General features: G+C 40.6%; 23 protein-coding genes. 17 read left to right on the forward strand and 6 right to left on the reverse strand.

Features of this window, described 5'->3' with window-relative positions; all coding sequences use genetic code 11:
• Positions 1 to 41 precede the first annotated feature (41 nt).
• A complete protein-coding gene (locus R2Q94_RS01435) occupies positions 42 to 1,355 on the reverse strand; it encodes an amidohydrolase family protein (RefSeq protein WP_316819649.1) in 1,314 nt (437 codons plus the stop codon).
• Positions 1,348 to 4,074, reverse strand: a complete 2,727-nt coding sequence (locus tag R2Q94_RS01440; protein WP_316819650.1) for an amidohydrolase family protein — start codon at positions 4,072 to 4,074, stop codon at positions 1,348 to 1,350. The genes R2Q94_RS01435 and R2Q94_RS01440 overlap by 8 nt, the downstream gene beginning before the upstream one ends.
• A 240-nt stretch (positions 4,075 to 4,314) precedes the next feature.
• Between R2Q94_RS01440 and R2Q94_RS01445 the strand changes: the two genes are divergently transcribed.
• The 8 genes from R2Q94_RS01445 to R2Q94_RS01480 all read left to right on the forward strand — a co-directional run bounded on the left by R2Q94_RS01445 (position 4,315) and on the right by R2Q94_RS01480 (position 10,828).
• The gene (locus R2Q94_RS01445; protein ID WP_316819651.1) at positions 4,315 to 4,749 is read left to right on the forward strand and encodes a cytochrome B; all 435 of its coding nucleotides are present in this window, start codon (positions 4,315 to 4,317) and stop codon (positions 4,747 to 4,749) included.
• A gap of 265 nt (positions 4,750 to 5,014) precedes the next feature.
• Positions 5,015 to 6,418, forward strand: coding sequence for an anthranilate synthase component I family protein (locus R2Q94_RS01450; RefSeq protein ID WP_316819652.1), 1,404 nt, complete (start codon positions 5,015 to 5,017; stop codon positions 6,416 to 6,418).
• Positions 6,419 to 6,437: 19 nt separating this feature from the next.
• Positions 6,438 to 7,010 (forward strand): aminodeoxychorismate/anthranilate synthase component II, encoded by a 573-nt coding sequence (locus tag R2Q94_RS01455; protein ID WP_316819970.1) that lies wholly within the window; start codon positions 6,438 to 6,440, stop codon positions 7,008 to 7,010.
• Between the two features lie 3 nt (positions 7,011 to 7,013).
• Complete coding sequence (gene trpC / locus R2Q94_RS01460; RefSeq protein ID WP_316819653.1) at positions 7,014 to 7,805, forward strand: indole-3-glycerol phosphate synthase TrpC; 792 nt, start codon at positions 7,014 to 7,016, stop codon at positions 7,803 to 7,805.
• Between the two features lie 22 nt (positions 7,806 to 7,827).
• Positions 7,828 to 9,018, forward strand: coding sequence for a GTPase HflX (gene hflX / locus R2Q94_RS01465; protein ID WP_316819654.1), 1,191 nt, complete (start codon positions 7,828 to 7,830; stop codon positions 9,016 to 9,018).
• A gap of 19 nt (positions 9,019 to 9,037) precedes the next feature.
• Positions 9,038 to 9,421 carry a 30S ribosome-binding factor RbfA gene (gene rbfA, locus R2Q94_RS01470; RefSeq protein ID WP_316819655.1) on the forward strand — a complete coding sequence of 128 codons (384 nt, stop codon included), beginning with the start codon at positions 9,038 to 9,040 and terminating at the stop codon, positions 9,419 to 9,421.
• Positions 9,422 to 9,455: 34 nt separating this feature from the next.
• Positions 9,456 to 10,160: a peptidoglycan DD-metalloendopeptidase family protein gene (locus R2Q94_RS01475; RefSeq protein WP_316819656.1), complete on the forward strand. Its 705-nt coding sequence runs from the start codon at positions 9,456 to 9,458 to the stop codon at positions 10,158 to 10,160.
• A 44-nt stretch (positions 10,161 to 10,204) separates the two neighbouring features.
• Entirely contained in the window at positions 10,205 to 10,828 is a 624-nt protein-coding gene (locus R2Q94_RS01480; protein WP_316819657.1) for an energy transducer TonB, read from the forward strand.
• Here the strand turns inward: R2Q94_RS01480 and R2Q94_RS01485 are convergent, their stop codons facing one another.
• Positions 10,829 to 11,707: a diacylglycerol/lipid kinase family protein gene (locus R2Q94_RS01485; protein WP_316819658.1), complete on the reverse strand. Its 879-nt coding sequence runs from the start codon at positions 11,705 to 11,707 to the stop codon at positions 10,829 to 10,831. It lies immediately after the preceding gene.
• Positions 11,708 to 11,759: 52 nt separating this feature from the next.
• On the opposite strand from R2Q94_RS01485, the gene R2Q94_RS01490 reads away from it, so the two are divergent.
• Positions 11,760 to 12,740: an App1 family protein gene (locus R2Q94_RS01490; protein WP_316819659.1), complete on the forward strand. Its 981-nt coding sequence runs from the start codon at positions 11,760 to 11,762 to the stop codon at positions 12,738 to 12,740.
• A gap of 8 nt (positions 12,741 to 12,748) precedes the next feature.
• Here R2Q94_RS01490 and R2Q94_RS01495 read toward each other — a convergent pair whose 3' ends face one another.
• A complete protein-coding gene (locus R2Q94_RS01495) occupies positions 12,749 to 13,117 on the reverse strand; it encodes a YccF domain-containing protein (protein WP_316819660.1) in 369 nt (122 codons plus the stop codon).
• Positions 13,118 to 13,185: 68 nt separating this feature from the next.
• Between R2Q94_RS01495 and aat the strand changes: the two genes are divergently transcribed.
• Positions 13,186 to 13,824 (forward strand): leucyl/phenylalanyl-tRNA--protein transferase, encoded by a 639-nt coding sequence (aat, locus tag R2Q94_RS01500; protein WP_316819661.1) that lies wholly within the window; start codon positions 13,186 to 13,188, stop codon positions 13,822 to 13,824.
• On the opposite strand, the gene R2Q94_RS01505 is transcribed toward aat, so the two are convergent.
• Positions 13,821 to 16,715, reverse strand: coding sequence for a DEAD/DEAH box helicase (locus R2Q94_RS01505; protein WP_316819662.1), 2,895 nt, complete (start codon positions 16,713 to 16,715; stop codon positions 13,821 to 13,823). The two genes, aat and R2Q94_RS01505, sit on opposite strands and share 4 nt — an antisense overlap.
• A 246-nt stretch (positions 16,716 to 16,961) precedes the next feature.
• Here R2Q94_RS01505 and R2Q94_RS01510 point away from each other — a divergent pair, with 246 nt between their 5' ends.
• Positions 16,962 to 17,567 carry a GIN domain-containing protein gene (locus R2Q94_RS01510; protein WP_316819663.1) on the forward strand — a complete coding sequence of 202 codons (606 nt, stop codon included), beginning with the start codon at positions 16,962 to 16,964 and terminating at the stop codon, positions 17,565 to 17,567.
• Between the two features lie 91 nt (positions 17,568 to 17,658).
• On the opposite strand, the gene R2Q94_RS01515 is transcribed toward R2Q94_RS01510, so the two are convergent.
• Positions 17,659 to 19,197, reverse strand: coding sequence for an aldehyde dehydrogenase family protein (locus tag R2Q94_RS01515; protein ID WP_316819664.1), 1,539 nt, complete (start codon positions 19,195 to 19,197; stop codon positions 17,659 to 17,661).
• Positions 19,198 to 19,532: 335 nt separating this feature from the next.
• On the opposite strand from R2Q94_RS01515, the gene R2Q94_RS01520 reads away from it, so the two are divergent.
• From R2Q94_RS01520 to R2Q94_RS01545, 6 genes are all read left to right on the forward strand, one after another.
• Positions 19,533 to 20,936: a tetratricopeptide repeat protein gene (locus R2Q94_RS01520; RefSeq protein ID WP_316819665.1), complete on the forward strand. Its 1,404-nt coding sequence runs from the start codon at positions 19,533 to 19,535 to the stop codon at positions 20,934 to 20,936.
• A gap of 67 nt (positions 20,937 to 21,003) precedes the next feature.
• On the forward strand, positions 21,004 to 21,774 hold the full coding sequence (locus tag R2Q94_RS01525; protein ID WP_316819666.1) for a phosphosulfolactate synthase: 771 nt from the start codon (positions 21,004 to 21,006) through the stop codon (positions 21,772 to 21,774).
• A 16-nt stretch (positions 21,775 to 21,790) separates the two neighbouring features.
• Positions 21,791 to 22,534 (forward strand): shikimate dehydrogenase, encoded by a 744-nt coding sequence (gene aroE / locus R2Q94_RS01530; protein ID WP_316819667.1) that lies wholly within the window; start codon positions 21,791 to 21,793, stop codon positions 22,532 to 22,534.
• A 1-nt stretch (position 22,535) separates the two neighbouring features.
• Positions 22,536 to 23,123, forward strand: a complete 588-nt coding sequence (gene gldD, locus R2Q94_RS01535) for a gliding motility lipoprotein GldD (protein ID WP_316819668.1) — start codon at positions 22,536 to 22,538, stop codon at positions 23,121 to 23,123.
• Positions 23,124 to 23,140: 17 nt separating this feature from the next.
• Positions 23,141 to 23,782 (forward strand): MBL fold metallo-hydrolase, encoded by a 642-nt coding sequence (locus tag R2Q94_RS01540; RefSeq protein ID WP_316819971.1) that lies wholly within the window; start codon positions 23,141 to 23,143, stop codon positions 23,780 to 23,782.
• 12 nt (positions 23,783 to 23,794) lie between these two features.
• Complete coding sequence (locus R2Q94_RS01545) at positions 23,795 to 25,027, forward strand: ABC transporter permease (protein ID WP_316819669.1); 1,233 nt, start codon at positions 23,795 to 23,797, stop codon at positions 25,025 to 25,027.
• The last annotated feature ends 1 nt before the right edge of the window (position 25,028 follow it).

The following is a 25,028-nucleotide window of genomic DNA, read 5'->3' on the forward strand; positions in this document are numbered from 1 at the left end:
TGTTTTTTATAAAAAACAGCCGTTTAGAAAATTTAAAAATATTAAGGTTTTGTCTGATATTTTGCGCTGAATTTTTTGTCCAGTTGTTTATGCAGGTTATCCAGGTTGATGTCTCTTCCCTGAATAAAAGCCTGTTCCACATGATTGCTCTTCATATCCAGAGCGTCCCCGGAAGAAATAAAGAAGGTTGCGTCTTTGCCTAGTTCCAAACTTCCTGTGGTCTTGTCGACTCCGAGTACCTTTGCCGTGTTTAAAGTAATCGTTTGTAGTGCTTTTTCAGGATCTAATCCCCATGCAGCCACAGTTCCTGCCATAAAAGGAAGGTTGCGCTGCTGCCAGTAACCATCAATACTTACGACCACATTTACACCTGCATTGACTAGTGTTGCGGCATTCTTATAAGGCATATTCACATCATCGTCTACAGAATTTGGTAAGGCATGTGGTTGTTTGACCACTACTGCTACATTATTTTGCTTTAAGAAATCTGTGATCAGGTAGGCCTCATCGCCACCTACAATGACCGGTGTGATCTGATATTTTTTGGCAAAATTCACCGCTTCGATGATGTCTTTCTGCCCATCAACATTGATAAATAGTCGCTGGTTCCCATTAAAAAGATTCCTCATAGCTGCCAAACGTGCATTACTTACTGCAGGTTTTGGGGCCTCTGAATAGGCTTTTGACTCTGCAAAGAGCTGATCCAGCTCGTTGATGGAATTTTGTGTCCTTTCTTTTAAGAGTTCAGACGAAATCGCCGGACCGCGGAAGCCAAAGCCCCCTCTGCCTTTAGGAACGACAGGCCAGTTGATGTGCATGGCATCATCGGTTTTAATGGCGGCATCTTCCCAGTTCCAGGCATCGAGTTGTACTACAGAAGAACTTCCGGACACTGTTCCGCCTTGTGGCGTCACCTGTGCCATTAAAACGCCATTGCTTCTTAGGGTTGCAGGAACCTTGGAATCCGTATTGTAGGCAATAATGGATCGGATATGTGGGTTCAGATTTCCGATCTCTGCGAAATCCAGAGAGGCTTTCACGGATTCAAATTCTGCCAACCCTAAATTGGTTACCGGCGCAATAAAGCCAGGATATACATGTTTGCCGTTCGCCTGAATCAGGTTTCCCTTGCTCATGTCCAACTTAACAACCCTTGCATCTCCAATTCCGGTGATCTTTCCTTTATCAAAAATCAGGTAGCCATTCTCAATAACATTGCCATTGCCAAGGTGTAGTTTCGCACCCAACACATATGTAAGTTTACTTTGTGCCGGAGCCGGGGAAATATTCGCTTGTGCGAAAGCAGAAACTGTTGCCGCTGCGCTGAGGAAAACGGATAAAATATATTTATTCATGAGCATGTGTCCTTTCTAATTCGTTTAGTTCCATAGCATAATCTTCTACGGTTTCGCAGTGGTACATACGTGGACTTTCAGCTATTGGACGCTGTGTTTTTCCACCTTTTCCTTTACTTTCCTGCATTTTTTTAATGATTCTTGCGCGTTCGATCTGTTGATCTTTTCTCAATTGTTCATCGCGATCGATATCCCAGTATGAAATCCCATCTACAAAAGTTTTCTCTGCTTTTGCATAGATAGAAAGTGGGTTTGCCGACCAAATCACCACATCTGCGTCCTTACCTGCTTTAATACTGCCCACCTTGTGGTCGATATGCAGCATTTTAGCTGGGTTTAAAGTCACAAATTTCAAAGCATCTTCTTCAGGGACACCACCATACAATACCGACTTGCCAGCCTCCTGATTCAACCTACGCGCCATTTCTGCATCATCAGAGTTGAAAGCAGTCGTAATCCCTACATTGTGCATGATCTTTCCGTTGTAAGGAATCGCTTCTGCAACTTCCATTTTGTAAGCCCACCAATCTGAGAAAGTAGAAGCATTAATGCCACGTGCCTTCATCTTATCCGCTACTTTATAACCTTCCAGGATATGCGTAAAGGTGTTGATTTTAAATCCGAGGCTGTCGGCCACATTCATGAGCATGTTGATCTCCGACTGCACATAAGAATGACAGGTAATGAAACGTTTGTTGTCCAGGATTTCTACAATTGCGTCTAATTCCAAATCTTTACGAACGTTATTTCCTTTAACCGCTAATGCCGCTTTATATTCTTTTGCACGGGTAAACTCATCCACAAAGGATTGTTCTACACCCATCCTGGTTACCGGGAAACGCGCTCCTGTACCAAAATTACTTTGCTTTACGTTTTCACCAAGGGCGAATTTGATAAAACCATCTGCACCTGCAAACTTCAATTCTTCAGGTAATTTACCCCAACGGAGTTTAATCAGTTGCGCTTGTCCGCCAACCGGATTTGCTGAACCATGAAGGATATGAGAAGTGGTTACACCACCCGCCAGTTGACGGTAGATGTTGACATCTTCCGAGTTGATGATATCCGCAATGCGTACTTCCGCAGAGGAAGATTGGGCGCCTTCATTGATCCCGCCTGTACCAGCGATATGAGAATGTTCATCGATCATTCCCGGGGTAATGTGTTTTCCGGTTGCATCAATGACTTTCGCATTCCCTGCGCTCAGGTTTTTTCCAACGGCTTTAATTTTGCCATTTTCCAGCAATACATCTGCATTTTGAAGAATACCTTCTTTCTCATTCGTCCATACTGTGGCATTTTTTAACAATACGGTTTCCTGTTTTAATGGGTTAGCGGTACCAAAAGCGGTAAATGGATAGATCAGGGTTCCTGCATTTAATACAGGTTTGTCCAGGTCTTTTTTAATGGGGCCTTTTGCTATGGTATCTTTTTCATCTTTTTTATTGGTGATGAATCTTTTTCCCTGTACCCAGTTTTCCAAAACAATATTGCTCTTTTTAAAGAGACTATCAGAAGTAATGATGAAATTGGCCAGTTTACCTTTTTCAAGTGTTCCTACTTTGTCGGCAACCCCGATCATTGTAGCCGGAATCTCGGTAACTGATAAAAGCGCTTGTTTCTGACTAAGTCCGTTGTCGATTGCTGTGCGGATATTGGTCCAAAAATCTCCTGCTTTATCCAAGCCATGAGCAGTTAAAGAAAACCTGATTCCTGCTTTTTCCAGGATTCCCGGGTTCGAAGGAGCCATTTCCCAGCCTTTCATCTGTGCCAGGGTTACGTTTCTTGCATCTGCAGGATCTTCTACATCATATGCTTTCACAAAGTTGATGGGAATAATCAGGCTGGCGCCAGTTGCTTTAACTGCTTCAATGCGTTGATATTCATCACCTGTAGATTTCATGATGTACTGTTTCCCGAATTCCTTTCCAATTTTATCAGCACGCAAAATATTTTGCCAGCCATCAGCTTCAAAGATTTGCGGGATATTCTGTTGTTTATTAAAGGCTTCCAAAGAGATGTTATATTCTTCTTTTTGTTTGCCATACCACTGTGCATCGTAATAAGTTTGGCGCAAGAGGGCAATGGCACCCATTAATGAGGTTGGGTAATCATTTTGTGAAGTTCCTTTATTGAAAGAGTAATTGGCAGCGGCTTCCGGTTTCAACATGCTGCTATTTTCTCTTTCGTCGGTTAAAGTCACCACGGAAGAAGTTCCGCGAGAAATTCCATCTCTGTTGATGACGTTAACGCTGCCGAATCCGGCTTTACGCAATTCATCAGCTTTCTTCGTGTCGATGGCAAAGATGGCATTCACTTGTGTTTCCGGCCGAATGGCTTCATTCCAGCCATAGGCTCCTTTTTTAGTAGAGGTAAAAATGGATTGACGAGAGCCTCCGGCATTGGTTCGGCTGGCTTCCGGTACGCCATACGCTGAAAAAGCATCTACCAGCGAGGGGTAAATGAATTTTCCTTTCAGGTCGATGACCACATAACCCTTCGGTATTGCGGTTCCGCTACCCACCGATTGGATGGTTTGTCCTTTAATCAATAGGGTTCCATTGGTAATGGTCTGATTGGCATTTACCACAATATTTGCATTGGTAAACGCATAATTCCCGGGTCTAATGTCATAAGACCCATTTACTGGGTAGGTCTGCTGAGCAAATACCAGAGTACCAGAAAATACCAACGCAAGCGAGAGTAGAATTTTCTTCATAAAAATTTAGTTTTAGTAGCTAAATCTAACCTAAAAAAAATGGGAGGATGGGTTTATAACTTATTTTTTACCAAGTGGCAAAATTTTGCTTTCTCAATCAAGATACGTTATTTCAAGGCAGTGGGATAAACTCGTCATCCAGCTATCCTTTTAATTTATAATGATTTTAAATACCAATAAGTAATTTTCCTTTTTTTTAAACTGTTTTTTATTAGCTAAGTTTGAAAGAAAAACACGTTTATGAATTTCTATCAGATTTTGAGAAGCGCGCATTCAGGATGGCGTTACTTGGTTTTAATTTTATTGGTCTTGGCGGTTGTTCAGGCATTGGCTGGATGGTTAGGAAAAAAACCATATACCGAAGGAAATAGAAAGTTAAATGTTTTTACATTGATCTTTGTACACACCCAAATTTTATTTGGATTGATCTTATATTTCATCAGCCCATTGGTAGAAGCAGGGATTAGATATTGGAAAATGGAGCACATCGGAATGATGATTTTAGCAGCCATTTTAGTGACTGTAGGTAACGCCAGATCGAAACGTATCGAGGATGGAACTGGTAAACACCGCATTATAGCCCTTTACTTCGGTCTTGCATTAATTGTAATTGTAGCAGCAATTATTGCGATGGTGAAAGCAGATCCTTCGAGGACCTTCTGGGGAGTGTCATAATATTTCACAATTTAATTTGGTGTTGTAAGATTTATTTATATTTTTGTTGCACATGATTAACAATATACATACTTGGCAATGGCGCGGTACTTCTGAAAAGAGTTTCGTCGTAGCTTCGTGTACATTATAGTTTATCAACCTAAACCAAACCACACTTATAACCCGACGTAACCACACGTCGGGTTTTTTGTTATAAAATTTTTTTTACGATGGCGATGAAACTCAATAAAAAACAATTGCATACTGATGAAAACTAAGATTTAAGATGAAGAATTATATCATTAACACCACTTACAAGAAGCGACTTGCGGATACCACAACTCCGGTAAGTATTTACCTGAGGTTGAGGGATGTGTTTCCGAATACCATTTTATTGGAAAGTTCTGATTACCACAGTCGCGAGAACTCGGTGAGTTATGTGTGTGCCCAGCCTGTGGCAGGGATTATTTTGAAAAATGGCATCTTGTCCACCTATTTTCCTGATGGAAAACGCGTGGAAAAAGAGAATTTTGTGCTCACTGAAGAAATTGATGCGTTTAAGCAGCAGTTTGAGCCTGGCGTAGTCAAAGACACGCGTTATATCTCTAACGGTTTATTCGGGTATTTCACCTGGAATGCGATCCAGCATTTTGAAGACATCACTTTCCAGGCAAGTGCTCCTGAAGGAGAGGAAATTCCAATGATGCAATACCACATCTATAGGTACATCATTGCCATCGACCACTTTAAAAATGAAGTGACCCTTTTCAAAAATACCTTTAATGGGGATGAAGATGATGATCTGGAGAAAATGGAGTACCTGGTACAGAATAAAAATTTCCCGGAATATAGTTTTAAAACAATCGGCGAAGAAAGTTCAAACCTGACAGACCAGGGCTTTATGGATATTGTCGACAAAATGAAGAAACACATTTTAAGAGGTGATGTTTTCCAGATTGTACCTTCAAGAGCCTTTAAGCAAGGATTTTTAGGGGATGAATTTAACGTTTACCGTTGCTTGCGTTCCATAAATCCTTCGCCATATCTTTTCTATTTTGACTACGGTAATTTCAAATTGTTTGGTTCTTCACCAGAAGCCCAGATCACCATTAAAAACAACGTTGCGAATATCTTCCCGATTGCGGGTACTTTTAAACGAACCGGAAATGATGAAGAAGATGCAGAGCTGGCGAGAAAGCTGGAACAGGATCCTAAAGAAAGCGCAGAACATGTGATGCTGGTAGATCTGGCAAGAAACGATCTGAGCAGACATTGTCATGGCGTAGAGGTTAAATCATTTAAAGAGGTACAGTATTATTCTCATTTGATCCACCTGGTGTCTAAAGTAAGCGGTAAACTTCAGAAAGATGTTTCTTCATTTAAAGTTGTGGCAGATACCTATCCGGCAGGGACATTAAGCGGTGCGCCAAAATATCGCGCCATGCAGCTGATTGATGAATACGAAGGTCTGGGCCGTAATTTTTATGCCGGGGCTATCGGTTATATGGGTTTTAACGATACGTTTAATCATGCCATTATGATCCGTACTTTTATGAGTAAAAACAATGAATTGCATTATAGGGCAGGAGCAGGTATTGTGGCCGATTCTATTCCGGAAAATGAAATGCAGGAAGTAAATAATAAAATTGCAGCACTTCGCAGAGCTGTAGAAATGGCCACAGGTATTTAACATGACAAACGATAAAGAGATGCAAAAGAAAGTCCTGGTAATTGACAATTACGATTCCTTCACTTATAATTTAGTCCACCTGGTCAACGAATTGGGAAGAGAAGTAGAAGTCTGGAGGAATGATAAGTTTGAATTGTCGGATGTAGCGGAATACGATAAAATTATCCTTTCGCCAGGCCCTGGAATTCCAGAGGAAGCAGGTTTGTTGCTGGAAGTGATTAAAGAATATGCGGCTACGAAGAGTATCTTTGGCGTGTGTTTAGGACAACAGGCCATTGCACAGGCATTTGGAGGTACCTTGTTGAACCTGGGCCGACCAATGCATGGCATTGCGACGCCAATTCAGGTGCTGGATAAAGAAGAAATACTTTTCAAAAATTGTCCGGAAGAAATCAATGTTGGCCGCTACCATTCATGGGTAGTAAATAATGAAGGGTTGCCGGGTTGTTTAGCGATAACTGCTACCGATAAAGACCATGAAATCATGGCTTTAAGACATAAGGAATACGATGTAAGAGGTGTTCAGTTTCACCCTGAAAGCGTACTGACAGATTACGGTAAGGAAATGATGAAAAATTGGTTAGAAGCATAAAAGATGAATATTTTAGATAAAATTGTACTTCGCAAGCGCGAAGAAGTGGCCATGGCCAAATCACAGGTTTCTACAAAAATGCTGGAATCGGCATTGCATTTTAACCGTACACCGTATTCATTTGAAGAATTTTTGCTGGATGAAAAGCGTTCAGGTATTATTGCCGAATTTAAACGCCGTTCTCCTTCAAAAGGGGTCATTAATGACAAAGTGACTGTAGAAGAGGTGACTACTGCCTACGCTGCGGCAGGTGCTGCTGCACTTTCGGTTTTAACAGATGTCGATTTCTTTGGCGGACATGCCAATGATTTACTGGCGGCAAGGGCGGTTAATCATATCCCTATCCTGAGAAAAGATTTCATGATTGATGAATATCAGATCCTGGAAGCCAAAGCAATGGGTGCCGATATCATTTTATTAATTGCCGCGATTTTAACACCAGATGAGATTGAGGACATGGCGGTTTTCGCTAAAAGCCTTGGTTTAAATGTGTTACTTGAGGTTCATAACATGGAGGAATTGCAAAGAAGCCTGATTCCTGAATTGGATGCGATAGGGGTAAACAATAGGAACCTTGCTGATTTTTCTGTCAATATTCAGACTTCTTTTGACCTGGTAGATGAGATTCCTGACGAATTCCTGAAAATCTCTGAAAGTGCCATCTCTGATCCGCTGACCATTAATGAACTGAGAGCAGTGGGATTTGATGGCTTCTTAATTGGGGAAAACTTTATGAAAACTCAAAATCCGGGCGCATCAATGTCTGACTTTGTCAGTCAGCTGATCTCGGTATAACTTTTGTATCTTTGCACTTTACATGGGAAAGCAGAAATATTTTGATACCGCGCTTAAACCAGAACGTGCTGTTCTTGTTGGCGTAATAAGACAAGGTGAAAAACCGGAAGAAACCAAAGAGTATTTGGACGAGCTGGCATTTTTGGTAGATACTGCCGGAGGTGTGGTGGCGAACGTCTTTACTCAAAAAATGGAGAAGCCAGACCGCAGTACTTTTGTAGGTACAGGAAAGTTAGAAGAAATACGGGCATATGTAAAGTCCGAAGAAATAGATTTAGTAGTGTTTGATGATGAATTGTCGCCTTCACAACTGAGAAACGTTGAGCGTGAATTGCAGGTAAAAGTGCTGGATAGGAGTAACCTTATTCTGGACATTTTTGCTGGCAGGGCACAAACTGCACAAGCGAAAACTCAGGTGGAACTGGCCCAGCTTCAATACCTATTGCCAAGGCTGACCCGTTTATGGACTCACCTTGAGCGCCAAAAAGGGGGTATCGGGATGAGAGGTCCGGGTGAGACGCAGATTGAAAGTGATAGAAGGATGATTTTGGAGAAAATTTCTCTTTTGAAAGAACGCCTGAAACTCATCGATAAACAGAATGAGACACAAAGAAAAAACCGTAATGAGCTGATTCGCGTGGCATTGGTAGGCTATACCAACGTAGGTAAATCAACCATTATGAACATGTTGTCGAAATCAGAAGTGTTCGCAGAGAATAAGCTCTTCGCTACCTTAGACACCACTGTGCGTAAAGTAGTGATCGAAAATGTACCTTTCCTACTGTCAGATACCGTTGGATTTATACGAAAACTGCCTCACCATTTGATCGAATGTTTCAAATCGACTCTTGATGAAGTACGTGAAGCCAATGTGCTGATACATGTGGTAGACATTTCTCACCCTAACTTCGAAGACCAGATCAATGTGGTCAATGAAACATTAAAAGACCTGGGTGCAAGAGATAAGCCGACAATCATGCTGTTCAATAAAATTGATGCTTATGTGAGTCCGGAGGTAGATCTTGAAAACGGAGAGAAATCTACCCTGACCCTGGAAGAGTTTGAACGCAGCTGGATGGCCACTAATAACGCCCCTGCGATATTTATCTCTGCCCTGCACAAAGAGAATTTAGAAGAATTTAAACAACTATTGTATGATAAAGTGAAGACTTTACATATAGAGCGCTATCCTTACGATAAGCTGTTATATTAATATTAAGATTGAAATAATTATGGAAAGTAAACGTCAGCAGAAATTTGCCGGAGTCCTGCAGGAGGAATTAGCTAGTATATTTCAACGTGAAGGAGCAGCATATTTACCAAATACCCTCGTTACCATTACTAAAGTCCGAGTTTCTCCGGATTTAGCGGTAGCAAAGGTTTATTTAAGTTTTTTAAATACCAACAACACCACTTTATCTGTGGCAGAAGTGAACGCGCATTCGAGCGAGATCAGGTATAAATTAGGGGCAAGAATTCGCCATCAGGCAAGAGTGGTGCCTACCTTAACCTTTTTTGTAGACGATACCAATGAGTATGTACAACATATGGATAAGATCTTTGATAAGATAGCGAAGGAGCCAAGACAGGCAGATACAGACGAAACAGCAGATTAATTTTCTGCTGGCTAAAAGAGTTTATACCTAATATATGCAGGAAACAGCGCTAAAGCATCCCTTAAATCTGGAAGGGGTAGTTATTGGAAAAGTGGTAGATTTTGATCCGGATTCGGAGCAATTACATCCTTTTAATTTTACTGCAGACAATACGGCGCTGGTTCCGGAGGTATTGGCGGATACTGCTGTTTTTAGCGATTGGATCACAACTGAACTGACCAAAGCCAATGCCCGCTATGGGATTGGTGGATACGATGAGCACCGGACCATCTATGCCCGCAGTGCACATTTTGATCGTGATGAAGAGCCCCGCCGCTTACATTTAGGGATTGACATCTGGGGTCCTGCCGGGACAAAAGTTTATAACTTTCATGATGCGGTAGTCCACAGTTTTAAATTCAATGATCATTTTGGGGATTATGGAGCTACCATTATCCTAAAGTATGAGATCAATGGCCAGGTGTTTCATGCCTTGTACGGACACCTGAGCTTAAATTCATTGAGCGGTTTACAAGTTGGACAAAAGGTGGCCAAAGGGGCCGCTTTTGCTACTTTCGGGATTCCTGAAGAGAATGGTTACTGGCCCCCACACCTTCATTTCCAATTGATATTTAACTTATATACCGCCAAAGGTGATTATCCTGGCGTTTGCCAGTTCTCTCAGAAATCATCCTATCTTCTGAATTCACCAGACCCTTCCGTAATATTAAAGCACACATTTAAAGGGGCTTTGATTTAATTTCCGTAAATTAGGGGATGAGGAAAATTCTTTTTTTATGCTTAATGCTGATTGGGTTTTCGGTACAGTCGCAGCCCAGATTAAAGGGTGGCCTGGAACGTTTTGTGATGGAAAATAAGGTATATCCTCCATATTCTTTGCAAAATTGCATTCAGGGAGTAGTGAATATTGAGTTCAAATTGAATCATAAAGGCGAGATTTCCTATTCTGCAATTCGTTCGGGTATTGGTACGGATTTAGACCAGGAGGCACTGAGACTGATTCGTTTAAGCAGTGGCAAATGGGAAGTTCCAGCAGGACACGATACTTCAGTGGTGATCATTGCACCATTGGTTTTTGAACTTACCGGATTTGGCTGTGAAGGAAAAAGTCGCGCAGAGATACAACAAGCCATTGTCAATTATAAATCCACTGAAGGACTTACCGATGTGATCATTAATTTTTATAAAAATAAAGCAAGCACCGCTTTTAAACCTGAGGATGAAGCCAGGTTTTCCAGGTTGAAAGAGGAACTGGGCTATAATGAAAAGTATTTTCAGGAAAGGCTGGAGGATGGGAAACGGAAACTGAAACAGAAAGACCTGCAGGGCGCCTGTGAAGATTTTAAGTTTGTCAAAAATATGGGTTCGAACCTGGCTGACGACCTGATCGCTCAATACTGCCCTTAATTAAGGAGTAATGATCTGAATTGCTGCGGGAAGAATCTTTGCCTCCACCCGGTTTACTTTTCCCTGATACTCCCCATCTACCTGAAAATGAACTTTGTGTCTTGTTTTGATACACAGGTCTTTGGTATGAAAAAGTTCAATTTTTTCTGGATTAAAGGGCAGTTCTGTAAATTTTACTTTTAGTATTTCCAGAACGGTGTACTTCTTAACGAGGATCACTTCAAAAAGATCATCTGTCAGGTCTCCTTCGGGATTGATTTTTACTCCCGTGCCATAACTGGTGGCATTGGCAATTACAACCATTGCTGCCTGTGTTTTAATCTGCTGCCCTTTAATTTCTATTTCTACGTCCATCTTATGGTGACTCCATAATGCTTGCCAGGCGGCTCTTGCATAGCCTAACATCCCACGCTGTGGCAAATGGTCGAAACGTTTGATGATGTAGGCATTAAAGCCAATATCAGCCAGGTGAATGCAAAGCTCTCCGTTTACTTTAATGGCGTGGATTTTCTTCGCCTTTCCATTTGTGGCCAACTGTAATGCGGCTTCCAGTTCCAATGGTATTCCCAGCTCCTTAGCCATACCGTTTGCCGAACCAGCCGGAATAATCCCAATTGGGATATTCCTGCCCTGCAGGCATTCTGCTACCAGCTTTAAAGTGCCATCACCACCAACAGCGATCACACGATCGGCTTCCGAATGCTCAATGTGCTCCTTGATTTTATCTAAACTACAATTTTTCGGCAGCTCAAAAATCCGGACTTCCTGATTTGTGGCTTTATAGTGATCAATAATGAGCTCGGAGTAGTTCATTTGATGGTTCCCGGAACCAGGATTAACGATAAAAAGTATTTTTGCGCTCAATTTGGCTGCTCCCATTGATATTGTTTAATAGCACAAACAACTTCCAGCTAAGTCTGTTTTAATTACAATGAATAAATCCTGCAGTGTAAAAGTATATCATGGCTATGGACATACCCAGGATCTCGTGATTTATGGTCATGTATTCGCCTTTAAAGCGAAGACAAAACAAGTCTACAGCAATAATCTCCTGGTCAATATCAGTCACCTTCTCAAGCTATTTATTGTAAAACCAGCTCCATTTACCCGGGTACAGCTCAATTTTAATGGGCAGCTCCTGGAGCAAAAAACTGCTTACGATGGTTTTTTTAAGTTTGAGTGGGAGGCGCTTGAAAATGTAACTGCAGGTTGGCATGGTTTAAAAGTAAAAGCTTTTGCAAAGGATGGGGCAGTATTGGGCGAAGCATTGGGTAAGGTTTATGTTCCGCACAAAACACAATATGCGATCATCTCTGATGTCGATGATACGGTTATGGTTTCTCATTCTGCTACGATTGGCCGCAGGCTTAGGGAGTTGTTTATCAAGAACCCGAGAACACGAAAAACCTTTCCTGGTATTGCCGAATTTTATCGTCAGCTGGCTTTATCCCATACAACAGCCGATCAACCCAACCCATTTTTCTATGTTTCCAGTACAGAATGGAATCTTTACGATTACCTGCTGGAAACTTTTCGGTTTAACCGCTTACCGGAAGGTGCATTCCTGTTGAATCAATTGAAACGCTGGACCAGTTTAATTAAGACTGGTAAAACCGGGCATGAGGGTAAACTGATTCGTTTGAGACGGATTATGGCAGTTTTTCCCAAACAGAAGTTTATCCTTTTTGGGGATAACTCCCAGAAAGATCCTACGATTTATGCCAGGATAGCGGAGAAGTTTCCAGAGAATGTAGCAGCGATATTCATTAGAAATGTACGTCAGGGAAAAGAAATAGAAAGCAGGCGGATCCTAACTAAGCTCGAAGCAAAAGGGATCAGTACCTGCTTGTTCAAAGAGAGTCAGGAGGCTTTTACTTTTGCACAGAAAATTGGCCTGATTGAAATTAGCTAAGCCTGGAGTTAACTGATGGATTTACCGAAAGGGGTAAAGGCCAGGTTCATCAATTTAAAATGTTGGCGGCCGAAAGGAATGCCGATAATAGTGATGCAGAACAGCAGGCCGAAAAACAAATGTGTTAGGGCAATCCAGAAGCCACCAAAAATCAACCAGATGATGTTCATAATGGTGGATAGGCAACCGGTATTGGAGGAAGTATCTGTAATTTTAACACCAAATGGTGCCAAACCTACAATGGCAAATTTGAAACATTGCAAGCCAAAAGGAATACCTACAATGGTTAGGCATAAGATGAGTCCTCCGATGATGTATTCGAAAAAAATAAAAATGCCGCCAAAAACGATCCAGATGATATTGCCTATTAAATTCATGTTTTTTTAAATTAAGATACGATAAAGGAGACTTCGTTACATTAAATTATTGTTTTTATTATTGCATCATGGTTTTTAGACTCGATGATCAAGAGATTAGCTTTCCAGATCCGGCATTGGCCGATCCGGATGGATTATTGGCAATAGGAGGAGATTTAAGTGTAGACAGATTGCTTTTAGCCTATCATCACGGGATTTTTCCCTGGTTTAGCGAAGATGATCCCATTTGCTGGTATTCGCCGCATGAGCGTTGCGTAATTTATCCTAAGGATCTGAAGATTAGTAAAAGCATGGCAAAAATTCTAAAAGACGGAGTTTTTAAAATCAGCTACAATGAAGCTTTTCCGGAAGTGATCAGGAATTGTGCAAAAGTTGGCCGGAAAGATCAGCCTGGCACCTGGATCACTAAAGAAATGCAGGAAGCTTACATTGCATTAAATGCCTATGGATTTGCAAAAAGTGTAGAGGTCTGGAAGGATGGAAAGCTGTGTGGAGGCTTATATGGACTCGAAATCGGCAGTGTTTTCTGCGGAGAGAGCATGTTTAGTCTGGTCAGCAATGCCTCTAAAGCTGCTTTGATCTGGTTGTGTCAGCACAAAGGTTTTAAACTGATCGATTGTCAAGTCCCAAATGATCATTTAATGAGCCTGGGCGCGGTAATGATCAGTCGGGAGCAATATAACCATGTGCTTCAGGGCGAATCCTAATTCAGGATCTCCTGGATATCTTGTTTACTCAGCGATTTGAAGAAGCTTTCTTCCGTAGTAATCAATGAACTGGCCAATCGTTTTTTGCGGTTTTGTAAGGCCAGGATTTTCTCTTCTACGGTATCTTTTGCAATAAATTTATAAATGAAAACTTTCTTCTCCTGTCCGATACGGTGGGTACGGTCAATTGCCTGCTGTTCTACCGCAGGGTTCCACCATGGGTCGAGGATAAACACATAGTCAGCCTGAGTCAGGTTTAAGCCCACACCACCAGCTTTTATTGAGATTAAAAAGACTTTTAGCTCCTTGTTTTCCTGGAATTCAGCCACAATTTCACCTCTGTTTTTAGTCGCCCCATCCAGGTAAGAGAAAGCGATTTCTTCTTTTTCAAAATACTGTTTGAAAATGTTCAGGTGCTTCACAAATTGGGAGAAGATCAATACTTTGTGGCCTCCTTTTAACACATTATCCAGGGTATGGATTACGTTTTCAAATTTACCTGAATCAGAATGGTATTCCTCATCAATCATCACCGGGTGGTTGGCCAATTGTCTCAATGCGGTTAAGCCTTGTAATAACTGGACTTGTTTCTTTTCATAGCTGCCGTCGTCCATACTGCTTAGCAGATCGTTTCTGTAGGCAGATTTGGTTTTTTCGTAATAAGCCGCCTGATCTTCAGACATATCGCAATAAATAACCTGTTCTGTTTTTGCAGGTAGTTCTGAAGCAACCTGCTCTTTGGTTCTTCGCAAGACAAATGGTTTGATGATGGCCTGCAGTTTTCTGGCCTTTTCCTCATCTTTCCGTTTTTCTATGGCCTGTACATATTCTTCATTGAAAAAAGCCTGTGTGCCAAGTAAACCTGGGTTTAAGAAGGTCAGCTGCGTCCATAAATCACTCACCGAGTTTTCTACCGGTGTACCACTTAGGATTAATTTATGTCTGGATTTAAGTGCTTTGACCGCTTTAAAGGATTTTGAAGAAGGATTTTTAATATTCTGACTTTCATCCAGAATGATGTAGTTGAAATAGTAGTTCTTCAGTAAATCGATGTCTACGCGCGTAACGCCATAGGTCGTAATAATGATATCGTACTTGGCAAACAGACTGATGTCTTTGTTTCTGGAGCTGCCGGTATGGGCATGAATTTTTAGTTTTGGCGTAAATTTTTTGGCCTCATTCAGCCAGTTGTAAATTAGAGAGGTAGGCATGATGATCAGGGAAGTGCTTTTTGTGTTTTGCGCTTCGTCTTCTTCTTTGGTTTTTTGCAGCATGGCCAGGGTTTGAATGGTTTTACCCAAACCCATATCGTCTGCCAGACAACCACCAAAATTATACTCCCTTAAAAAGCTGAACCAGTTGTAACCGGCTTTTTGGTAACTCCGTAGGTCTCCCTTAAAATGTACCGGCATGCTGGTGTCTTCAATGTTTTCAAAATCATTCAGTCTTTGTAATTTACGACTTAGCGTGACATTGGCAATACCATCTTCTGCCAATTCATTGATTAGTCCGAGGTGGTGTTTTTTTAATTTTAATTCCTTTCCGCCATCAGATAAGCTAAACAGGCTTCCATACTGACTGAACCATTTTTCAGGAATAATCGCAATCGAGCCATCAGGAAGTGGAAATTCTCTTTTTTTATGAAGGATATGTTGTTTTAATGCGATAAATGGGATGGGGTGTGAACCAAAATAAACAATGGCATGGATGTCAAACCAATCATTGTCTTCTTTGATTTCAAAATCAATCTTGTTACTGGCAAACTGAAATTTCTTCGCCCCCTGGTCTTGTTCAATTTCAAATCCTTCAGTTTTCAGTTGTTCAATATGCTCATTCACCCAATTTAAAATGGCATAGCTCTGGTTTTCATCTTGTAATGCAGGTAATTCGAGGTGATGGTTCAGTGGACTTACTTTTTTTAGTCCGAGGGAAGTTAGGAAATTGAATTTTTGTTTCTCCCATGCAGCATCTCTTTTGATGCGACTGAAGAGGTAATTGTCTCCTTCCTTTTCTATATGTACGGTTACCTTCTTCTCATTGCCCATAGCAAAGGCATGTGTATCGTACTTAAAATACAATTGCAGCTGAGAAATGCCGGCATCCACATAAATCACCTTTATCACTGCTTTAGGTTCATGTTTTTCGGTTTTAATATCAAATCCTTCCGCATAAACATGGTATTTCTCAATCAAAGGGGCTACAAATTTTTCAAAGTAAGCGTCTTCTGCAGATTTTGGAATGGTGATGTACCGTTTATTTAAAAATGGGAGTAGTTTTTTTCCTTCAATGTCTTGTTCAAAGAAGTATAAGACCTCATTTAAAAGTAGCCATGCCGGTTGATTACTTACAATCTGTGCTTCTTTAAACATGAAATCGATCCGCATACCCTGATATTTGATGGTTGGAAAATAACGGGTTTCCATGGCATTGCGTCTAAAATGAAATAGTACGGTAGCAGGTTCTACAGCGAGTTCAATTTTTCGCTCTGCAGGCCAGCCATCACTATCCATGAGGTATAACTCAGCATCCTTTCTGATGATTTCGAGGGCTTCTGCCAGTTTCTTTTCAATCTTTGGGCGTACACCTTCTAAAAATTTTTCATTGAAAAACTTACTGAAAAATTCGACTGGACGAATGGCTTTCTTATGATATTTCTTAATGATGAAATCCTGCTCCGTCTCATCCAGAATTTTAATCAGCTTAAAATCCTTTTCTGTCAGGTGTGCCGCGAACTCAGAGGCGGTATGTGAAAATATACGCTGATAAGTGAGCGAAAAGTCTCCCTGAGGATTTAGCTGGACGATGTGAGGTTCTATCAGGTAACCGAAAAACTCGTGTTTGCATAAGGAATAAACGATTTTACAGGGCTTAGAACTATCTACTCGTAACATTAGCTAAAGGTTAAAACAAAGGGAGGGTAAGCATTTAAAAATCTTTAAACATACAGCTTATTGAACTTCTTTCAAATAAAATCACAGATTTAGCCATTTTTTTTTCTGCCCGTTCGTCGAAAAATATAAGGCATTGGTCGTTGATTCTTTCATTGTGGTCTAAAACGCTAAAAGTTGTTGAAACGTTTCTGAAATAGGCGCGTCTTATCAACAAAACCTTAAGAAATCTATTTAAATCAAAATATTATGAAAACGTCTGTAAAATCTTTAATCGCCCTAACATTAATTGCAATTGTTTTATCTGCCTCTGCATTTACCAATGCATCGATGGCAGCAATAACACCTATGTCTATGAGTCCTGAGAAGCCTTTCAATAAAATTGAGGTGTCTGGTAATGTGAAGGTTACCTTGATTCAAGGTAAAAAAGAACGTGTAGAGTTGAGAAATGAGTCGGAAGGAAAACAGGTAAGCTTTAAACAAAGAGGATACACTCTAGTGATCAATTCTACTTCGGATGAAGCATTGGATGTAGTGGTTTATGTAAAGGACTTACATAGAATTGAAGCTTCAAACGGTGCAAAAGTGAAGACTTCAGGAAAATTCGATCTGAATGTATTACAGGTATTCCTTAACGATGATGCTAAAGCAACATTGAAAGGAAATATCAGAAGTTTGTACACTGTTAGCAATGGTACTTCAGATTTGAAGTTGCTTGGAACAGCTGATGAACATATTTTAGTGAAAAACAAAAATTCTGTATTGAATACAGTGGATTTTGTGGCGCTAACAACACAAAGTACTTTTATTGAAAATGGCATTGCTGCAAACGCGAAAACGACTTTGGTGAAATAGATAGAAAGATTTGCAGTACTATAAAAAGCGGCAGGGAGTTTTCCCTGTCGCTTTTTTTTTGACAGTTGGAGGTCTTAGTCTTCGTTGTGTTTTATAAATCGAATTTAATACCCTGTGCCAATGGTAGTGTATTGGCGTAATTGATGGTATTTGTTTGTCTACGCATATAGGCCTTCCAGGCGTCCGAACCACTTTCTCTGCCACCACCAGTTTCTTTTTCTCCGCCAAAAGCACCTCCGATTTCTGCGCCTGAGGTTCCGATATTGACATTTGCAATGCCGCAATCAGAGCCAGAAGCCGATAAAAACTGTTCCGCTTCCCTTAGGTTGAGCGTCATGATAGCGGAGGATAAGCCTTGTGGAACCGCATTTTGTAAGGTAATAGCCTCATCTAATGTTTTATATTTGATCAGGTAAAGAATGGGGGCGAAAGTTTCTTCCTGTACAATTTCATAATGGTTTTCCACTGTTGCTATGCAGGGTTTTACATAACAGCCGGAGCTGTAATTTTCTCCGGTCAGGACGCCACCTTCCACAATAAACTGTGCCCCTTCTTTTTTGCCTTTCGCTATTGCTTTGACATACATCTCTACCGCTGCAGTATCAATTAGTGGGCCTACATGCTGGTTTTGGTCTAAAGGATCACCGATTCTTAACTGTGCGTAAGCCTTGACCAGTCTGTTTTTGAATTCTTCGTAAATATCTTCCTGGATAATGAGTCTGCGGGTAGAGGTACAACGTTGTCCGGCAGTACCAACCGCGCCAAATACGGCCCCGATGATGGACATCTCCAGGTCGGCATCTTTAGAAATAATGATGGCATTGTTGCCACCCAGTTCCAGAATACTCCTTCCAAATCTGCCTGCTACAGCGGTCGAAACAGTTCGCCCGATCCGGGTAGATCCGGTAAAGGAAACCAGAGGGATGCGCTTGTCGTTGTTGATCATATCGCCTACGGCATTGCCAATTAGTAAATTACTAATCCCTTCAGGCATCTCATTGTCTTTTAACACTTTTGCAATGAGTTGTTGACAAGCGATTGCACATAAAGGTGTTTTTGAAGAAGGTTTCCAAACGCAAACATTGCCGCATACCCAGGCCAGAGCGGTATTCCAGCTCCATACGGCTACTGGAAAATTGAAGGCCGAAATGATGCCTACAATTCCTACAGGATGCCATTGCTCGTACATTCGGTGATTTGGTCTTTCAGAATGCATGGTTAAACCATACAGTTGCCGGGAAAGTCCGACTGCAAAATCACAGATGTCGATCATCTCCTGTACTTCGCCAAGTCCTTCCTGCAGGCTTTTCCCCATTTCATAAGAAACGAGGGTACCCAGGTCTTCTTTTGCAGCTCTTAAGGCCTCTCCAAACTGACGCACAATATCACCCCGTTTTGGGGCAGGTAGGCTGCGCCAGAACTGAAAGGCTGTTTCTGCAGTGCTCATCACCTGTTCATAATCTTCGGGGCTGGCGACCTGGATGCTGGCAATCTTCTGACCATCAACAGGCGAAAAACTAGTGATGGTCTTTGCATTTTGTGCTCCAGACCAATGTTGGCCGGTGCTGTAGGCAGGGTTGAGTTCCTGAATTCCTAAATTTTTTAAAACGGAACTGATGCTTTTTTTCATTCGTTTTAGGGTTTATGAACGGTAAAATCGCCTCATCCTTCCTGGGATAACACTATTTCTATAACCGCTTTTTTAATGTTTGGTTTCTTTTCTGACCTGAATTTTACAGGTTTTCATTTAAAGTTATGTTATTTTGTAGGATAATTCAGATCATAATCTCTATAGAAAAAGCATTCAACTCATTTCCTCCGAGAATTTTGCTAAAAATAATACAATCAGTCATTTAGGATTTCGGGTGTGTAGATGTTGAAAATTATTTAGTTTATGCAGATATTTTATTTGTAAACTTATAATGTGTTTTAAAAAATTGGTTCTGTTCTTTAATTATTAGCGATATGGAAGAGGAGTTTTTATTTGAATTTAGTGATGATGCACAACGTTCTGTAGAACGTTATGAGGAGATGATACGTAATCAGGATCAGTACTTTTTTGATGCGCATGCTTTTGAGAATATTATAGATTATTATATAGAGAAAAGTGATCCTGTTAAGGCACTTCAGGTGACCGATTATGCAGTCAATCAGCATCCTTATGCGGCTGTTTTCCTGGTGAAGCAGGCACAATTGTTTTTTGTAACCGATCAGGTCGAAAGGGCCTTTCTGGCTTTGCAAAAAGCAGAAATGCTGGAAGCTTCAGAAGCGGAAATTTATATCCTGCGTGGGAATATTTACAATAGCATGGAACGTTATTCCGAGGCATTGGATAATTTTCAGATTGCGTTGGCTTTTGCTGAAACGACAGATGAAATCCTTTTACAAATTGCCTATGTATATCAGAATATGTTGGATTATGAACAAGCAATTGTTTATATCAAACGTAGTCTGGAGCAGAATATGGAAAACAAAGACGGTTTATATGAACTTGCTTTCTGTTACGATATTCTGGACAAACAGGAGGAAAGCATTAAATTTTATCAGGAATATATAGATAACGACCCCTATTCTTACGCTGCATGGTATAATCTTGCCAATTCTTATCATAAACTGGACCTCTTTGAAAAGGCGATTGATGCTTATGATTATGCGATCCTCATTAAGGATAACTTTGCTTCTGCTTATTATAATAAAGGGAATGCATTGGTGCAATTAGACCGTTTTGCGGAAGCAATCGAAGTCTATAAACAGACTTTCGAATATGAACCACCTAATGCAGATACCTATTGTGCCATTGGGGAATGCTATGAAAAGCTGGATCTAATGGATGAGGCCCGTTCTTATTATAAGAAATCCGTGAAAATGGATGCTAAAATGGCAGATGCCTGGTTTGGTATTGGGGTTACGCTCAACTTTGAGGAACGTTATTTTGAATCTCTTCATTTTTACCGTAAAGCTTTGGAACTGGACAATGAGAATCCTGATTTCTGGTTTGCCATGGCAGACGCTTTTTATAAACTCGGTCAGATTGAAGAATCTATCGAAGCTTATTATAAGGTGCTAGAGTTTAATCCGGTGGACATTGAGGCCTGGTTAGATTTTTCTACGGTGCTTTATGAGCAGGGTAGACTTTTGGAGGCTTCTGAAACGATTCTGGATGGGATAAAAAATAACCCTGATGCCGCAGAATTATACTATCGTATGGTGGCCTATCTGTTCGCGCTGGGAGAAAAGAATGATGCTTTAGTTTATTTGGAAACCGCATTGGTGACCGACCCGGATAAACATTATATTTTGTTTGAGTATTTGCCACAATTGCAAGATAATGGCTCAATAATAGAAGTCATTAACCGTTATGTTAAATAATGTTACCGTTTTTTATTAGATATACCTGATAAAAACTGTCCATTTTTTTTTCACCTTTGTGAGCAATATGAACTACCCATTAAATAATATACCCGAAAGATCAGTAAAGCCGCGCAATAAAGGAATTACAATGGTCATGGATAAAGGACTAAGCTTAAGGCAAACGGAAGATTTCATCGAAGTTGCCGGAGTACATACTGATATCGTAAAATTAGGCTGGGCAACTTCGTTTGTGACGCCTAATCTAAAAGAGAAACTGGCTATTTACAGATCTGCAGGAATTCCTACCTATTTTGGAGGGACATTATTCGAGGCTTTTGCAATCCGTAATCAATTTGACGACTATTGCAGAGTGCTGGATCAGTTTGGGATGGAATATGCTGAAGTGTCTGATGGCTCTATTAGCATTGAACACGACCTTAAATGTGAATTCATCCAGAAATTATCAAAGCAGGTGACTGTGATTTCTGAAGTAGGTTCAAAGGATGCGGCTAAGATTTTTGCGCCATATAAATGGATCAAATTAATGAATGCAGAGTTGGAAGCTGGTTCCTGGAAAGTAATTGCTGAAGCCAGAGAAGGCGGAAATGTAGGGATTTATAGAGGTTCCGGTGAAGTGAGAGAAGGATTGGTGGATGAAATTCTAACGCAGATTCCTGAAGAAGCCATCATCTGGGAAGCACCTCAGAAAGAACAACAAGTTTGGTTCATTAAATTACTGGGTTCAAATGTAAATCTTGGAAATATTGCTCCTGCGGAGACGATTCCATTGGAAACCATCCGTTTAGGTCTGAGAGGTGATACTTTTGATCATTTTTTGAATATGGATAAATTGTAATCCTACATTTGTACAAATGAAGAAATTTGGCCTGATTGGATATCCTTTATCACATTCCTTTTCAAAAAAGCACTTTTCGGAGAAATTCCTAAAAGAAGAAATCACAGATTGCGGATATGAGCTTTATCCGATGGAAAATATCAGTTCTTTTCCGGAATTGATTGTTGCTGACGAAGAAATTTTAGGAATTAATGTGACCATTCCTCATAAAGTGGGTGTAATGGCTTACCTTAATGATCTGGATGAAGCAGCAGCAGAGATTGGCGCCGTTAATTGTGTTGATATTCGTAGAGTAAACGGTAAGGCTGTATTGAAAGGATTCAATACTGATGCGTACGGTTTTGAAGCTTCTTTAGTCCCTTTTCTTAAATCACATCACACGAAAGCCCTGGTTTTTGGAGATGGTGGTGCTGCAAAAGCAGTAAAATATGTATTGAATAAACTGGGAATTTCTTTCCTGGTGGTGACAAGAAAACCTGCTGAGGGTACGATTTTGTATGAGGCTGTAGATGAGAAATTATTGCAGGAATATACTGTTTTGATCAATACGACCCCTTTAGGGATGTCGCCAAATGTTGATAGTTGTCCGCCGATTCCTTACGAATCTATAACAGAAAAGCATCTGGCCTACGATCTGGTTTACAATCCTGAGCTGACAAAATTTTTGGAGCAAAGTGCTGCATCCGGTGCCGCTATTAAAAATGGACTGGAAATGTTGTACCTTCAGGCCGAACGCTCCTGGTACATTTGGAACTCCTGATATGAAGAATTTTTTCCCGGTCGGCCTTATTATACTGTTGCTCACTTTTAGTGCCTGTAACCAGGAAAAGGTTTATGCGCCTAAACCCAGGGGATATTTTCATATCGATTTTCCTAAGAAAGCTTACCAGAGTTTTAACAATGGTTGCGCTTATTCATTTGAGTATCCGGTATATGCAAAAATGATTCCTGATAGTGGCAGAGATATTCAGCCTTGCTGGTATAACCTGTCTTTTCCTCAGTTTAATGGGCGCCTGCACCTTACTTATTACGATGTTTCTTCCAAAAAAGAGTATGAGGGCCTGGTAGAAGATGCCAGAACCTTTGCTTTCAAACATACCGTAAAAGCGAATGCAATTGATCAAAAGCTGATCAACTATCCTGAAAAAAAGGTTTATGGTGTTTATTATGCGATAGAAGGGAATACCGCTTCTTCAGTACAATTTTTTCTTACAGACAGTGCAAAACACTATTTCCGTGGTGCTTTATATTTTAATGAGCGTCCTCAATACGATTCCATCCAACCGGTAGTGAATTTTATAAAGAAGGATATTGATCAAATGATCAGTACCTTCAAATGGAAAAATTAATATCTATTTTAAATCATATGATTAGTATCCAGCAATTTGCTTTTAATCCATATCGTGAAAATACTTACGTCTTATTTGATGAGACGCTTGAATGTGTGATCATTGATCCCGGAATGTCTGACTCGAACGAGCAAAATCAATTGGTTCAGTTCATCAAACAAAATCAACTTAAACCGGTACTGTTGTTAAATACCCATTGTCACATAGACCATGTATTGGGGAATAAATTTGTTTACGATAATTGGAGTCTGAAGCCTCAGTTTCATGCCGGGGAGTTACCAATTCTGCAGGCAATTCCTGGTTATGCCCCTCAAATGGGTTTTGATTATGAGCTTTCACCTGAGCCTGAGGTGTTTTTAGGAGAAACCGGTACAGTTAAGTTTGGAAACAGTCAGCTGGAATTGATTTTTGCGCCTGGTCATTCGCCGGCACATTTATGTTTCTATGCTGCGGCAGATAACTTCCTGATTGGTGGTGATGTTTTATTTTACACCAGTATTGGCCGCACGGACCTTCCTGGAGGAAACCACTCACAATTAATCAATAGCATAAAGAATAACTTGTTTATATTGCCAAATGATTGCAGGGTTTATCCTGGTCATGGTCAGTTTACGACCATAGGTTTCGAGAAGCAACACAATCCATTTTTACAGTCGTAATTACTAAAATAGTTGAATACAGCCTTTTACATAGCCCGTAGGTACCTTTTTGCTAAAAAATCTACCAACGCGATCAACATCATCTCCGCGATTTCCGTGCTGGGCGTGTTTGTGGGAAGTGCTGCATTGATCATTATTTTATCAGCTTTCAATGGACTTGGTGAGATGGTACTGAAAATGTTCAATACCATGACGCCCCAATTGGTGATTGTACCCGCTAAGGGGAAAACCTTTGAGCCAAATACGGCTTATTTCAATCAATTGAAAAAGGCAGATGGAATATATTCCTATGTAGAAGTATTATCAGAAAATGCTTTACTTAAATACAATGACAAGCAAAGTGTAGGCTTGATCAAGGGGGTGAGTCCTGATTATTTAAAGAATAAGAGTCTGGACAGTACCATTATTGACGGACATTTTACCCTCGAAAACGCGAGTGGTCATTATGCCGTGATTGGTTCTGCACTTCAGAATTTCCTGGTGGTGAATACCACCGATCCTTTTAATCCATTGCAGATCTATTCTCCAAAAAAGGGGAAGAAGGTCAATTCCATTAATCCAGGGGATAACTTCACCGTACTGACCATTCCGGTTTCCGGAGTTTTTGAAGTTCAGCAGGATTTTGATAATGTGGCGATTGTACCTTTGGATTTTGCCCGCCAGCTTTTGGGCGAACCCAGTAAAATTTCGGCCATAGAATTGCTTTTAAATCCAGGAGTGGATGCGGATGAATTTAAGAAAGGGATAGAGCAGGAAATCGGATCGAAATTTATTGTAAAAGACCGTGTTGAGCAAAATTCAGCGCTCCATAGTATCCTGGGAAGTGAAAAATGGGCCGTATATATCATCCTTACTTTTGTCTTAATAATCGCTATATTTAATATCATTGGCTCGTTAACGATGTTGGTGATAGACAAATTGAAGGATATTTCCGTTTTAAGTAGTTTAGGGGCAGGAAAAAAGCTGATCAAGCGAATATTCTTACTGGAAGGGATGATGATCACCATGACGGGCTGTATTCTAGGGTTATTTGTTGGATTGATTTTTTGTTTGATACAGCAGAAATTTGCCCTGATCAAGATGTCGGAGGATAACTCCATCATTACCAATGCTTATCCGATTGCCCTGAAATGGATGGATTTCCTATTAGTATTTTTAACAGTTACTGTGTTCTCTTTTATGGCATCAGCTTTGTCGTCAAATCTGAGTGTCAAGAAAATTGACCATTTAAATCAAGATCTTTAAT

This window comes from Pedobacter gandavensis (genome assembly GCF_032678465.1).
In the GTDB taxonomy this organism is placed as follows: domain Bacteria; phylum Bacteroidota; class Bacteroidia; order Sphingobacteriales; family Sphingobacteriaceae; genus Pedobacter; species Pedobacter gandavensis_B.

Bases quoted from the DNA above. Each gene is read 5' to 3' on its own strand.
- R2Q94_RS01435 (WP_316819649.1), bottom strand. From the start codon at position 1,355: ATGAATAAATATATTTTATCCGTTTTCCTCAGCGCAGCGGCAACAGTT.
- R2Q94_RS01440 (WP_316819650.1), bottom strand. From the start codon at position 4,074: ATGAAGAAAATTCTACTCTCGCTTGCGTTGGTATTTTCTGGTACTCTG.
- R2Q94_RS01445 (WP_316819651.1), top strand. From the start codon at position 4,315: ATGAATTTCTATCAGATTTTGAGAAGCGCGCATTCAGGATGGCGTTAC.
- R2Q94_RS01450 (WP_316819652.1), top strand. From the start codon at position 5,015: ATGAAGAATTATATCATTAACACCACTTACAAGAAGCGACTTGCGGAT.
- R2Q94_RS01455 (WP_316819970.1), top strand. From the start codon at position 6,438: ATGCAAAAGAAAGTCCTGGTAATTGACAATTACGATTCCTTCACTTAT.
- trpC (WP_316819653.1), top strand. From the start codon at position 7,014: ATGAATATTTTAGATAAAATTGTACTTCGCAAGCGCGAAGAAGTGGCC.
- hflX (WP_316819654.1), top strand. From the start codon at position 7,828: ATGGGAAAGCAGAAATATTTTGATACCGCGCTTAAACCAGAACGTGCT.
- rbfA (WP_316819655.1), top strand. From the start codon at position 9,038: ATGGAAAGTAAACGTCAGCAGAAATTTGCCGGAGTCCTGCAGGAGGAA.
- R2Q94_RS01475 (WP_316819656.1), top strand. From the start codon at position 9,456: ATGCAGGAAACAGCGCTAAAGCATCCCTTAAATCTGGAAGGGGTAGTT.
- R2Q94_RS01480 (WP_316819657.1), top strand. From the start codon at position 10,205: ATGCTGATTGGGTTTTCGGTACAGTCGCAGCCCAGATTAAAGGGTGGC.
- R2Q94_RS01485 (WP_316819658.1), bottom strand. From the start codon at position 11,707: ATGGGAGCAGCCAAATTGAGCGCAAAAATACTTTTTATCGTTAATCCT.
- R2Q94_RS01490 (WP_316819659.1), top strand. From the start codon at position 11,760: ATGAATAAATCCTGCAGTGTAAAAGTATATCATGGCTATGGACATACC.
- R2Q94_RS01495 (WP_316819660.1), bottom strand. From the start codon at position 13,117: ATGAATTTAATAGGCAATATCATCTGGATCGTTTTTGGCGGCATTTTT.
- aat (WP_316819661.1), top strand. From the start codon at position 13,186: ATGGTTTTTAGACTCGATGATCAAGAGATTAGCTTTCCAGATCCGGCA.
- R2Q94_RS01505 (WP_316819662.1), bottom strand. From the start codon at position 16,715: ATGTTACGAGTAGATAGTTCTAAGCCCTGTAAAATCGTTTATTCCTTA.
- R2Q94_RS01510 (WP_316819663.1), top strand. From the start codon at position 16,962: ATGAAAACGTCTGTAAAATCTTTAATCGCCCTAACATTAATTGCAATT.
- R2Q94_RS01515 (WP_316819664.1), bottom strand. From the start codon at position 19,197: ATGAAAAAAAGCATCAGTTCCGTTTTAAAAAATTTAGGAATTCAGGAA.
- R2Q94_RS01520 (WP_316819665.1), top strand. From the start codon at position 19,533: ATGGAAGAGGAGTTTTTATTTGAATTTAGTGATGATGCACAACGTTCT.
- R2Q94_RS01525 (WP_316819666.1), top strand. From the start codon at position 21,004: ATGAACTACCCATTAAATAATATACCCGAAAGATCAGTAAAGCCGCGC.
- aroE (WP_316819667.1), top strand. From the start codon at position 21,791: ATGAAGAAATTTGGCCTGATTGGATATCCTTTATCACATTCCTTTTCA.
- gldD (WP_316819668.1), top strand. From the start codon at position 22,536: ATGAAGAATTTTTTCCCGGTCGGCCTTATTATACTGTTGCTCACTTTT.
- R2Q94_RS01540 (WP_316819971.1), top strand. From the start codon at position 23,141: ATGATTAGTATCCAGCAATTTGCTTTTAATCCATATCGTGAAAATACT.